The sequence below is a fragment of the Kosakonia oryzendophytica genome, assembly GCF_900094925.1.
In the GTDB taxonomy this organism is placed as follows: domain Bacteria; phylum Pseudomonadota; class Gammaproteobacteria; order Enterobacterales; family Enterobacteriaceae; genus Kosakonia; species Kosakonia oryzendophytica.
This window is the reverse complement of the sequence record NZ_FMAY01000004.1, coordinates 35,499-47,992: the sequence shown is the minus strand read 5'-3', so window position 1 is coordinate 47,992 and position 12,494 is coordinate 35,499. Positions and strand designations below refer to the sequence as shown.

General features: G+C 54.6%; 10 protein-coding genes. 4 read left to right on the top strand and 6 right to left on the bottom strand.

Annotated features, from left to right (window positions below; genetic code table 11):
• Positions 1-26: 26 nt before the first annotated feature.
• Positions 27-1,745 (bottom strand): ubiquinone-dependent pyruvate dehydrogenase, encoded by a 1,719-nt coding sequence (gene poxB / locus GA0061071_RS08325; protein WP_088237181.1) that lies wholly within the window; start codon positions 1,743-1,745, stop codon positions 27-29.
• Positions 1,746-1,897: 152 nt separating this feature from the next.
• Between poxB and GA0061071_RS08320 the strand changes: the two genes are divergently transcribed.
• The gene (locus tag GA0061071_RS08320) at positions 1,898-2,326 is read left to right on the top strand and encodes a DoxX family protein (protein WP_061494649.1); all 429 of its coding nucleotides are present in this window, start codon (positions 1,898-1,900) and stop codon (positions 2,324-2,326) included.
• A gap of 49 nt (positions 2,327-2,375) precedes the next feature.
• On the opposite strand, the gene hcr is transcribed toward GA0061071_RS08320, so the two are convergent.
• From hcr to GA0061071_RS08305, 3 genes are all read right to left on the bottom strand, one after another.
• Positions 2,376-3,344: an NADH oxidoreductase gene (gene hcr, locus GA0061071_RS08315; RefSeq protein WP_061494650.1), complete on the bottom strand. Its 969-nt coding sequence runs from the start codon at positions 3,342-3,344 to the stop codon at positions 2,376-2,378.
• Positions 3,345-3,354: 10 nt separating this feature from the next.
• The gene (gene hcp, locus GA0061071_RS08310) at positions 3,355-5,007 is read right to left on the bottom strand and encodes a hydroxylamine reductase (protein ID WP_088237182.1); all 1,653 of its coding nucleotides are present in this window, start codon (positions 5,005-5,007) and stop codon (positions 3,355-3,357) included.
• 152 nt (positions 5,008-5,159) lie between these two features.
• Positions 5,160-6,059, bottom strand: coding sequence for a LysO family transporter (locus GA0061071_RS08305; protein WP_061494652.1), 900 nt, complete (start codon positions 6,057-6,059; stop codon positions 5,160-5,162).
• A 248-nt stretch (positions 6,060-6,307) separates the two neighbouring features.
• Between GA0061071_RS08305 and GA0061071_RS08300 the strand changes: the two genes are divergently transcribed.
• Complete coding sequence (locus GA0061071_RS08300) at positions 6,308-7,966, top strand: ATP-dependent endonuclease (RefSeq protein ID WP_061494653.1); 1,659 nt, start codon at positions 6,308-6,310, stop codon at positions 7,964-7,966.
• On the opposite strand, the gene GA0061071_RS08295 is transcribed toward GA0061071_RS08300, so the two are convergent.
• On the bottom strand, positions 7,963-8,919 hold the full coding sequence (locus GA0061071_RS08295; RefSeq protein ID WP_088237183.1) for a VirK/YbjX family protein: 957 nt from the start codon (positions 8,917-8,919) through the stop codon (positions 7,963-7,965). The genes GA0061071_RS08300 and GA0061071_RS08295 overlap by 4 nt on opposite strands.
• Before the next feature lie 161 nt (positions 8,920-9,080).
• On the opposite strand from GA0061071_RS08295, the gene macA reads away from it, so the two are divergent.
• Positions 9,081-10,196, top strand: a complete 1,116-nt coding sequence (gene macA, locus GA0061071_RS08290; protein ID WP_088237184.1) for a macrolide transporter subunit MacA — start codon at positions 9,081-9,083, stop codon at positions 10,194-10,196.
• Positions 10,193-12,139: a macrolide ABC transporter ATP-binding protein/permease MacB gene (gene macB / locus GA0061071_RS08285; RefSeq protein ID WP_061494656.1), complete on the top strand. Its 1,947-nt coding sequence runs from the start codon at positions 10,193-10,195 to the stop codon at positions 12,137-12,139. The genes macA and macB overlap by 4 nt, the downstream gene beginning before the upstream one ends.
• Positions 12,140-12,203: 64 nt before the next feature.
• On the opposite strand, the gene cspD is transcribed toward macB, so the two are convergent.
• Complete coding sequence (gene cspD / locus GA0061071_RS08280) at positions 12,204-12,425, bottom strand: cold shock-like protein CspD (protein ID WP_061494657.1); 222 nt, start codon at positions 12,423-12,425, stop codon at positions 12,204-12,206.
• Positions 12,426-12,494 lie beyond the last annotated feature (69 nt).

Here is a 12,494-nt window from a genome sequence, read left to right as displayed (position 1 = left end):
GTCTTGCGATGGGTTATGCTCCTGTTTTACCTGAGCCAGTTGGTTTTCGCCAGCTCGATAACCTCATCACCGCGCCCGCTAATAATAGCGCGCATCATATACAGGCTAAAGCCTTTCGCCTGCTCCAGCTTAATTTGCGGCGGGATAGCCAGCTCCTCTTTTGCGACCGTGACATCCACCAATACCGGACCATCAATAGCGAATGCGCGTTGCAGCGCGTCGTTCACGTCTGCAGATTTTTCCACACGAATACCGGTGATTCCGCAAGCCTCGGCTATACGGGCAAAGTTGGTGTCATGCAGGTCAGTGCCATCGGTCAGGTAACCGCCCGCTTTCATCTCCATCGCCACAAAACCAAGGACACTGTTGTTAAAGACGATAATTTTCAGCGGCAGTTTCATTTGCACCACAGAGAGGAAATCTCCCATCAGCATGCTGAATCCGCCATCGCCGCACAGCGCAACCACTTGCCGGTCCGGCAGCGTGGCTTTGGCACCCAGCGCTTGTGGCATCGCATTCGCCATTGAGCCGTGGTTGAATGAGCCAATCAGCCGCCGTTTGCCGTTCATTTTCAGATAGCGGGCTGCCCACACGGTGGGCGTGCCGACATCGCAGGTAAAAATGGCGTCCTCGGCGGCGAAATGGCTAATTTGCTGCGCCAGGTACTGCGGGTGAATGGCTTTATCGCTCGGTTTTGCCAGCTCATCCAGCCCCTTACGAGCGTCGCGGTAATCTTCCAGCGCTTTATCCAGGAAGCGGCGATCGGTTTTCGCCTCCAGCAGCGGTAGCAGCGCGGCCAGGGTGGCTTTGATATCACCCACCAGTGCCATATCCACTTTACTGTGTGCCCCGATACTGGCGGGATTGATGTCGATCTGGATGATTTTCGCATCGGTCGGGTAGAAGGCGCGGTAGGGGAATTGCGTACCGAGAAGCACCAGGGTATCGGCATTCATCATGGTGTGGAAGCCAGACGAAAAACCGATTAAACCGGTCATGCCAACGTCGTAGGGGTTGTCATATTCCACATGCTCTTTGCCGCGCATGGCATGCACAATAGGCGCATTCAGCTTACCGGCGAAAGCCAGTAACTCTTTGTGCGCACCGGCGCAGCCGCTACCGCACATCAACGCAATGTTGCTGGAGTAGCGCAACAGTTGCGCCAGTTTTTGCAGTTCCTCAATCGTTGGCGTCACGATCGGCTGCGGTGCGCTATACCAGTGGCTGCTCGCCGTTTCCGGGGCGGGTTTCAGGGCCACATCCCCGGGCAGTACAATCACCGACACGCCTTTGTTCAGCACCGCTTTACGCAGTGCAATCGCCAGTACTTGCGGAATCTGTTCCGGGGTGGAAACCAGTTCGCAATAGTGGCTACACTCGCGAAACAGCTCCTGCGGATGGGTTTCCTGGAAATAACCGCTGCCGATTTCGCTGGAAGGAATATGGGCAGCAATCGCCAGCACGGGTACATGGTTGCGGTGGCAGTCGAACAGGCCGTTAATCAGATGCAGGTTTCCTGGCCCGCAAGATCCTGCGCACACCGCCAGCTTGCCCGTGAGTTGCGCTTCTGCTCCGGCGGCAAAGGCGGCAACTTCTTCATGGCGGGTTGGCATCCATTCGATGGTGCCCATCCGGTTCAGGCTGTCACTTAGCCCGTTGAGGGAATCCCCGGTCACGCCCCAAATGCGTTTTACACCTGCCTGTTCAAGCGTTTTGGCGATGTAAGCGGCCACTGTTTGTTTCATCATTCCGCTCCTTTTTGTGATCTTGTCTACAAGCTTAGACAATGAACAGAAGAGAGAGTGGGATTCGTCTGCGCTTTTATAAAACAGGGGTTTATTTTTGTTACACTTCGGAATACTCTGACAAAGGTCGATGAAAACAGGAATCATTTCAAATGGTTAAATCATTGTTAAATTCAGTTAATAATATGTTTTCGCATGAGGACTTTGGCAAGTTATTACTGCGCTTGCTGGTAGGCGGCTTGATGTTATTCCACGGTCTGCACAAGTTAATCGGCGGTATTGATGGTATCGCCGGTATGCTGGTGTCGAAGGGACTGCCTGGATTTGTCGCTTATGGCGTGCTAATTGGTGAAGTGCTGTGTCCGATTTTGATTATTCTCGGCGTGCTCACCCGTCCATCAGCGTTGGTGCTGGCGTTCACTATGGTGGTGGCCTGGTTGTTGGTCGGCATCGGTAAAACCGGGACGCTGGATTCAACCGGCGCGTGGGCGATTGAGAGTATTGTTTACTTCTTTGTGGCAGCGCTGGTCATTGCCTTTGTTGGCGCGGGTCGTTATTCCGTGGCACCCGCCTGGAAATAAGATAAAAAAACGCCCTTCATGATGAAGGGCGTTTTGTTTTGCCAATGTATTACGCCAGCACTAAATCCCCTTGCGGGTGGCAGGAACAGGCCAGTACGTAACCGTCGGCAATCTCCTGTTCCGTCAGCGTCATGGTGCTACTGACGGTATACTCCCCGGAAATCACCTGCGTTTTACAGCAACCGCACACGCCAGCGCGGCAGGCGGCCACCACCGGCATTTTGTTGCTTTCCAATGCCTCAAGAAGCGAACTGCCCACTGGCGCATAGAACGTTTTCATTGGCGAGAGCTTGCTGAATTTCAGCCCGCTGGTGGCGGCTTCCGCTACCGGCGTAAAGAATTTCTCTTTAAAGAAACGCGTCACACCCAGCGCTTTCACTTCACTCTCTACCCAGTCCATATACGGTGCCGGGCCACAGGTCATCACCGTACGCGCAGCCAAATCCGGTACAGCGTTAAGCAGTTCCCGGCTCAGACGGCCAGCGGCAAAACCGGCGGTTGCGTTATTTTCCGCCACCAGTGTGACCGGATAGTCGCGCCATTCATCGGCAAAAATCACATCTTCCGGCGAACGAACGTTAAAGATCACCTGCACATCGGCCTGCGGGCGATATTTCGCCAGCCAGCGACGCATGGACATGATCGGCGTCACGCCGCACCCTGCCGCCAGCAGCAACAGCTTATCGTTGGGTTCGTTATCGCAGGTAAATTCCCCCTGCGCTGCGGAAAGCCACAGATAATCGCCGCGTTTTACGTCCCGCGTTAGCCACTGCGAGCCTGCGCCATCGTCAATGCGACGCACGGTCAGCGTAATGTACTCGCTGACGCCCGGCGTGGACGAAAGGGTATAGGCACGCAGCGTTTCCGCGCTGTTGCGAATACTTACCAGCGCGTATTGTCCGGCACGGTACGGGTAGTAATCATGGCACATCAGCGACAACGTCCAGACATCCGGCGTTTCCTGCCGGATGTGATGAACCTGCATACGCCACGGGCACTGAGGGGTTGGCATGGTCATGATCTGCTCCTTACGCGCTCAGCAACTGCTGCATATCCTGTTCGACGGTCGTCACCTGGCGCAGACCGAATTTCTCATTCAGCACGGCCAGCAGATCCGGAGTCAGGAAGCCCGGCGCTGTTGGACCGGTGACAATGTTTGTCACGCCGAGGGAGAGCAGGGTCAGCAGGATCACAATCGCTTTCTGTTCAAACCATGACAGCACCAGCGACAGCGGTAAATCGTTAACGCCGCAGCCCAGTTTTTCTGCCAGGGTGACTGCAAGAATAATTGCGGAGTAGGCGTCGTTGCACTGACCAGCATCGATCAGACGCGGCAGCCCTTCGATGTTGCCAAAATCGAGTTTGTTAAAGCGGTATTTACCGCACGCCAGCGTGAGGATCAGGCAGTCGTCCGGCACCTGGGTGGCGAAGTCGGTGAAGTAGCTACGTTCGCCGCGTGCACCGTCACAACCGCCTACCAGGAAGACATGACGCAGTTTTTCACGGCTGACCAGATCGATCAGGGAATCCACGGCGCCGAGCAGCGTCTGACGACCAAAACCGACGGTGATCAGGTGTTCGATTTCGCTGAACGGGAAACCGGCCATTTGCTGCGCCTGGCGGATCACCGGGGCAAAATCGTCGCCTTCCAGGTGGTTAACACCCGGCCAACCGACAATGCTGCGGGTCCAGATACGATCGTCATAAGCGCCAACGGTCGGGTCGATAATGCAGTTGGAGGTCATCACGATAGGGCCAGGGAAGCGGGCAAATTCCACCTGCTGATTCTGCCAGCCGCTGCCGTAGTTACCCACAAGATGCTTAAATTTGCGCAGTTCCGGGTAGCCATGGGCGGGCAGCATTTCACCGTGGGTATAGACGTTAACGCCGGTACCTTCGGTTTGTTGCAACAGGTTGTAGAGATCTTTCAGGTCATGACCGGAAATCAGTACGCATTTACCGGCTACCGCTTTAACATTCACCTGGGTTGGCGTCGGGTGACCATACATGCTGGTTTCACCCGCGTCGAGAATACGCATTACGCTGAAGTTCATCTGGCCGATTTCCATTGAACATTCCAGCAGCGCGTTCATATCAGCAGGCCAGGTACCAAGCCATGCCATAATTTTGTGGTAACGCGCATAGATATCGTTGTCGTACTGTCCCAGTACATGGGCGTGTTCCATATACGCCGCAGCACCTTTCAGACCATACAGGCACAGCAGACGCAGACCGAGGATATTTTCGCCAATGGTGGCTTTATCTTTGTTCGGTGTGAAATCAGCGGCCTGGCGTTGCAGTTCGCCCAGATCGTCGCTCACCAGTTGCAGGGACGCCATCGGGTTGTCGACACTTGCCTGCGGATCAATAGAGAGGCAGAGGGTTTTCAGCGCTTCACGTTTGGCAATTGCTTCGCGGGCATAACCCACAATGCGCGTGGAGTCGAAGTTCACGTTGGTCAGCGTGGAGAAGAATGCGCGTGGCGCGAAGTTGTCGATCTCATGGTCAATCAGATCGTACTCACGCGCTTTGCTGGCCCAGGCGGAGAGCCCTTGTAACGCGGCAATCAGCAAATCCTGCAGGTCGGAGGTTTCTGCGGTTTTGCCGCACATCCCCTGCGCGTACGCACAGCCATTTCCCGCCGGAGTTCGGATGGTTTGTTCACATTGCACACAAAACATGGTCACACCTTTAATGAAGGTTAAAGTTATATTTAGAATACATGTTTAAGATTATGCTGGTGTGGGAAGGCTTAAAAGCGCTTTTGCATGCAAATTAAGGGGAGATTGATTTAGCGCAAGTTTGGCGGCAGCGATCTACCGCCAAAGGGGTATCAGGCAGAGAAAAATGCCATCAGTAGCGGAACCAGCAAGCTGAGCAGAAAACCGTGCACAATGGCGGCCGGAACCAGCTCCAGCCCGCCAGAACGTTGCAGTACGGGTAAGGTGAAGTCCATGGAGGTGGCCCCGCAAAGCCCCAGTGCGGTTGAGCGGCTGCGACGAACCAGCCCCGGAATCAGCACAATAGCGATCAACTCTCGCGCCAGATCGTTAAAGAACGTGGCGCTGCCAATCACCGGACCGAAGGATTCGGTGAGCAAAATGCCGGAGAGCGAATACCAGCCAAATCCGCAGGCCATGGCGAGGCCGGTTTTGAGCGGTAAACCGAGGATCAGAGCGTTTATCGCGCCGCCAACGAGTGAGCTTGCCACCACCACGACCGCGATGATCATACCGCGCCGGTTCAGGACAATCTGTTTGAGCGTCATGCCGCTATTACGCAACTGGATCCCCACCAGGAACAGCAGGAAAATCAACGTATATTCACTGGCTTCAGTGGCATGCTGTAAAAATGCCAACCCGCTAAGGCCGAGGACAAAACCGATCACCACCACCCCGCACAGGCGCAGGGATTCCAGCGCCATCGCAATACGTGATGGCAATTTTTCTTGTTGATGCTGATGTCGCCAGGGGAGCGTGCGTTCCAGCCACAATAATGCCGCTGCGTTACAGAGCAGGATCACCACCACGCTGACCGTCGTGTAGTGGAAGATTGACAATAAATTGGCGCTGAGATTATCCAGAAAGGCGAGACTGATGCCCATCAAAAACAGGATCAAATACACAATCCAGCTTAGCAACTTATTGATAAGTTTAAGTGCGGCCTTGTGTCGCAGCGGAATAAGATAACCCACAACCAGTGGCAGAAGAATAATTAACAATCCTGAAAGCATGAACAGCCCGAATCCTTGCAAAGTTAAAACATCCGGGCAACACACTACCGAACGCCGGAAGGGGAGTAAAGCCACGAAACCGGGTAAATTTCAGGAGAGTAGCAAAACAGCAGAATAGGCGAGCCGGGTCTGTTTCTGATACATATTTATCAATAAAATTTTGTACTTAGCACATGATCTGCGGCTTTTCATCCCGCTATACTTTGCTGAGAACTGGATGGGAAAAGGCAGGCAATGCCGGAGGATTCATGATTCTGGAGCGCGTGGATATTGTTGGATTTCGCGGTATCAACCGATTATCGCTGATGCTTGAACAGAATAACGTGCTGATTGGGGAGAATGCCTGGGGTAAGTCGAGTCTGCTGGATGCGCTCACGTTGCTGCTCTCGCCGGAAACCGATCTCTACCACTTTGTGCGAGATGACTTCTGGTTTCCGCCGGGGGATGTGCAGGGGCGCGAACACCATTTACATATCATTCTGACCTTTCGTGAATCAGCGCCGGGCCGCTATCGCGTACGGCGTTACAGGCCGCTGGCAGATTGTTGGGTCGCCAGTAACGATGGCTATCGCCGGCTGTTTTATCGTCATGAGGGGGAGTTGTCTGAAGATGGCAGCGTCATGACACTGCGCGGTTTTCTGGATGCCGAGGGGCAGCTTATTCCGTTGCCGGACATTGATGAAAGCGCCCGCCATCTGGTGCGCTTGTCGCCGGTGCTGCGTTTACGGGATGCACGCTTTATGCGACGTATTCGTAATGGTTCAATGCCTGACCGGCCGGAAATGGAAACCACCGCGCGCCAGCTTGATTTCCTTTCTCGTGAGTTAATTTCGCGACCGCAAAACCTGACTGACGGGCAGATCCGTCACGGTTTATCCGCGATGGTGCAACTGCTGGAGCACTATTTTGCCGAGCAGGGGAGCGGGCCATCGCGTCAGCGCCTGATGCGACGCCGTTCCCATGATGAGCAGCGTAGTTGGCGCTACCTGGACATTATCAACCGGATGATCGACAAACCCGGTGGACGCATGTACCGGGTGATCCTGTTGGGCTTTTTCTCCACCCTGTTGCAGGCGAAAGGGACGGTGCATCTCGATCGCGACGCGCGGCCATTGTTATTGGTGGAAGATCCCGAAACGCGGCTGCATCCGATTATGTTATCGGTGGCCTGGCAATTGCTGAATCTGCTGCCATTACAACAGATTACCACCACAAATTCGGGCGAATTGCTGTCGATGACGCCGGTTGAACAGGTATGCCGGCTGGTGCGTGAGTCTGCCCGCGTTGCAGCCTGGCGCCTCGGGCCGGGGGGGTTAAGCACGGAAGATGCCCGGCGAATTTCATTTCATATTCGCGTCAATCGCCCCTCCTCGTTGTTTGCCCGCTGCTGGCTACTGGTGGAAGGGGAAACCGAAAATTGGGTGATTAACGAGCTGGCGCGTCAGTGTGGTCATCATTTCGATGCTGAAGGGGTGAAAGTGATTGAGTTCGCCCAGTCAGGTTTAAAACCGCTGATTAAATTTGCCCGCCGGATGGGTATTGAATGGCATGTGCTGGTGGATGGCGACGAAGCGGGGAGAAAGTATTCCGCGACCGTGCGTGGTCTGCTGGATAACGATCGTGACCACGTGCGCGAGCACTTAACGGAACTTCCCTCGCTGGATATGGAGCATTTTATGTACCGGGAGGGGTTTGCCGATGTTTACCATCGCGTGGCGCAGTTACCGGAAAAAGTGCCGATGAATATGCGGCGTGTGATCACCAAAGCGATTCATCGATCCTCGAAACCGGATCTGGCGATTGAAGTGGCGATGGAAGCAGGAAGACGCGGTGTGGACGCAGTGCCACCTCTGTTTCGTAAGATGTTTTCCCGCGTGCTATGGCTGGCGCGCGGGAGAGCCGATTAGTTCTGGCAACGATGGGCAGTCTGCGCATGCAGGCTGTCGAGCAGCTCGTAGCGGCGGCGGTATTCCGCGCGTTTTTTACTGGCAATCTCTTCCATGGATTTACGCGGCATCACCGGGGGTAGCACAAAATCGCCATGGCTGTCGGCCACCGCCCCCAGGGATTCCCAGAAGCTGTTGTAATCCGCATGCAATTTCCCCTGTTTTTTCCGGCGATAGCGCACACTGCGATAGATATGCGTTTCGTTGCTGACGGCACGGATTTCATCTACCGCCAGGAATTGCCCCAACGTCATGGCAGCTTCCACCAGTAGTCGTTTCGGGAACAGACCATGGCAGGCTTTCGTCGCGCTTTGAATCAGTTCATGCGGTACATGGGCTTTTGCACCCTGTAGTCCACCGATATAGAGTGTGCTTTTTCCCTCAAACGGACAGAGCGTAAACGTAAGTTCTGCCAGGGTTGTTTGTTGCGTATCGCAGAATTCCAGCGTCGCCTCGCCCTCTTTATCCTGCATGGCGTTGGCGTGCAGCCGCAGGAAATACGTTTGCTCGTCTTTGCCGTTCAGTATGGCCAGATCTGCGCCGGTTTTGCTCAGATAAGCATGCGTCAACGCAACAGGAAGTCGCTGTAGCGTATTTTCATAGTGCCAGCACAGGGCATTTGCCGCCTGTTCACGGTTGATATTGATCGACAACCAGGGACGATGCAATCGACACGGCAAACCGGGCTGAACCTGAAGGATCTGCGCCAGTTGCGGCAATTTGGCAAGCCGCGCCAGGTAACTGGCGGTACTGATCGGCGTGCACAGCGAGCGCAGCAAAAATTTTCGCCGGTAGGCCGGGTTTTTCCAGGCCAGGCCCGGCGTCAGTGCACCGGACGTCAATGCGCGGAAAAGCTGCCAGGCAGTCGTTGGAAGAGGTAATTCAGTTGAAGCGGCATCAGCAATGCTGGACATGATGAAATCCGGAAAATACGGGAGAAAGTTATTCAAGCAGGAGGATTCTCAACGCCAGATAAATGAAAAATGGAGAAATTAAGAATTTTCTGTTTCGTTGATGTTTTGTTTAGTTAAGATTGGTCTCTATACAACGCACAGTCCGACAATCTGGAATTTTTATGAAACTGAAGGGAAAACGCAGGACGTGGATCATTGTGCTGTCAGTGTTGATTCTGCTGGCGGCAGGGTGGCTGTGGGGAAAACTCAACGCGCCAGTTGTGCAATATCAGACGTTAATTGTCCGCCCGGGGGAGTTGCAGCAGAGTGTCCTGGCGACCGGCAAACTGGATGCGTTACGCAAAGTTGACGTCGGCGCACAGGTCAATGGCCAGTTGAAAACGCTATCGGTCAGCATTGGTGACAAGGTTAAGAAAGATCAGCTGCTTGGCGTTATCGATCCGGAACAAGCGCAAAACCAGATTAAAGAAGTGGAAGCAACGTTGATGGAGCTGCGTGCGCAGCGCCGTCAGGCACAGGCCGAGCTAAAACTGGCGCAGGTGACGCTGGCGCGCCAGCAACAACTGGTGAAAAGCCATCTGATTTCGCGCCAGGATTTGGACACTGCCGCCACGGATGTGGCGGTAAAAGAGGCGCAGATTGGCACCATTGATGCGCAGATTAAGCGCAACCAGGCAACGCTGGACACTGCAAAAACCAACCTTGATTACACGCGCATTCTCGCACCGATGGCGGGCGAAGTGACGCAAATCACCACTCTACAGGGGCAAACGGTGATTGCGGTGCAACAGGCGCCGACCATCCTGACGCTGGCGGATATGAGCACCATGCTGGTGAAAGCGCAGGTCTCCGAAGCGGATGTGATCCACCTGAAACCAGGGCAGAAAGCCTGGTTCACGGTGCTGGGTGATCCTGGCACCCGCTATGAAGGAACCTTAAAAGATATTCTGCCGACGCCGGAGAAAGTTAACGACGCGATTTTCTATTATGCCCGCTTTGAAGTGCCAAACCCGCAGGGCATCCTGCGTCTTGATATGACCGCGCAAGTGCATATCCAACTGGCGGGAATAAAAAATGTACTGACCATTCCACTGGCGGCACTTGGCGATCCGGTTGGCGATAACCGCTACAAAGTGAAAGTGCTGCGCAATGGGGAAACCCGCGATCGCGAGGTGATGCTAGGGGCGCGTAATGACACCGAAGTGGTGATTGTCAAAGGGCTGGATGCCGGGGAAGAAGTGGTCACCGGCGAACTGAAGCATGGTGCGGCGCAATGAGCGCATTGCTGACGCTGAACGCTATCCGGCGTAGTTATCCTTCCGGCGATGGGCAAGTTGAGGTGCTGAAGGGCATTAATCTGGAGATCCATGCCGGGGAAATGGTGGCCATTGTCGGGGCATCCGGTTCCGGAAAATCCACGCTGATGAATATTCTTGGTTGCCTGGATAAGCCCAGCAGCGGCACTTACCGGGTGGCTGGCACCGACGTGTCCACACTCAGTAGTGACGCGCTGGCGCAGTTACGTCGCGACCATTTTGGTTTTATCTTCCAGCGTTACCATTTGCTTTCGCATTTAAGTGCGGCGCAAAACGTGGAAGTGCCCGCGGTCTATGCAGGCACAGAACGTAAAACGCGGTTGGTCCGCGCGCGTGCATTGCTGTCGCGTCTTGGGCTGGGTGACCGCGCGGATTATCTGCCTGCCCAGCTTTCTGGTGGGCAGCAGCAGCGGGTGAGTATTGCCCGTGCGCTGATGAATGGCGGTCAGGTGATCCTCGCGGATGAACCTACTGGCGCACTGGATAGCCGCTCTGGTGAAGAGGTGATGGCCATTCTGCATCAATTACGCGATCGTGGGCATACGGTGATTATCGTCACGCACGACCCGCAGGTTGCGGCGCAGGCGGAGCGCGTGATTGAAATCCGCGATGGTGAGCTTATCAGCAATCCTCCGGCCAGGGCGAAAGCGATAACGTCAGCGCATGAGGAGGAGGGATTAACGCAAGCTGGCGGATGGCGGCAGTTTATCAGCCGTTTTCACGAGGCGCTGACGATGGCCTGGCACGCCATGGCAGCCAATAAGATGCGCACCCTGTTGACCATGCTCGGCATTATTATCGGCATTGCATCGGTTGTATCGATTGTGGTGGTCGGCGACGCGGCGAAACAGCTGGTGCTGGCGGATATCCGCTCCATTGGCACCAACACCATTGACGTTTACCCCGGAAAAGATTTTGGCGATGACGACCCGCAATACCGACAAGCACTGAAATATGACGATCTGACCGCAATTCAGAAGCAGCCGTGGGTGCGTTCTGCCACGCCGTCTGTTTCGCAAAATTTGCGTCTGCGCACGGACAACATTGATATTGCCGCCAGCGCGAATGGCGTCAGCGGGCAGTACTTCAATGTGTACGGCATGACGTTCAGTGAAGGCGCATCGTTTAATGATGAGCAACTGAAAGGACGGGCACAGGTGGTGGTGCTCGACAGTAATACCCGGCGTCAGTTGTTTCCCAATAAGGCCAGCGTGGTGGGCGAGGTGATCCTCGTGGGCAATATGCCCGCAACGGTGATTGGCGTGGCGGAAGAGAAGCAGTCTATGTTTGGCAGCAGTAAGATCCTGCGTGTCTGGTTGCCCTACAGCACCATTGCCGGGCGGATTATGGGTCAGTCATGGCTGAACTCAATAACCGTGCGCGTGAATGAAGGGTACAGCAGCGAGCAGGCAGAGCAGCAGCTCACACGTTTGCTCATGCTGCGTCATGGTAAAAAAGATTTCTTCGTCTGGAATATGGACGGCGTCTTGAAAACCGCGGAAAAGACCACACGTACTCTTCAATTGTTCCTCACGTTGGTCGCAGTCATTTCGTTACTGGTCGGCGGTATTGGCGTGATGAACATCATGCTGGTGTCAGTCACTGAGCGTACGCGCGAAATCGGCATTCGCATGGCGGTTGGTGCAAGGGCGAGCGATGTGCTGTCGCAGTTTTTGATCGAGGCGGTATTTGTTTGCCTGGTGGGCGGCGCGCTGGGGGTGACGCTGTCAATGGTGATTGCCATGACGCTGCAGCTTTTTTTACCCGGCTGGGAAATTGGTTTTTCGCCAGTGGCGCTGTTGACCGCGTTTTTGTGTTCAACCTTCACCGGCGTGTTGTTTGGCTGGTTGCCGGCGCGCAACGCTGCACGGCTGGATCCAGTGGACGCGCTGGCGCGAGAGTAATAAAAATGCCAGCCTGTTGGGCTGGCATTTTATCCGGGGCATGTACACAATAAATGATGAAGCGTCAGGCCATAGCTTCTGCTTCGACGGGCACGATGACGCTGGCATGATTGCCTTTAGGGCCCTGGTGTACATCAAACCGGACAGTTTGCCCGGCTTTTAGCGTTCTGTAACCATCCATTTGAATGGTGGAGTAATGTGCGAAGATATCTTCGCCGCCGCCTTCAGGGCAAATGAAACCAAACCCTTTGGCATTGTTGAACCACTTAACAGTACCCGTTTCCATGCTTCGACATCCTTCGTAAATCTTATTTAAGTAAGATGGAATGAACCGGTGGCAGAGTGTGGGGGCTGT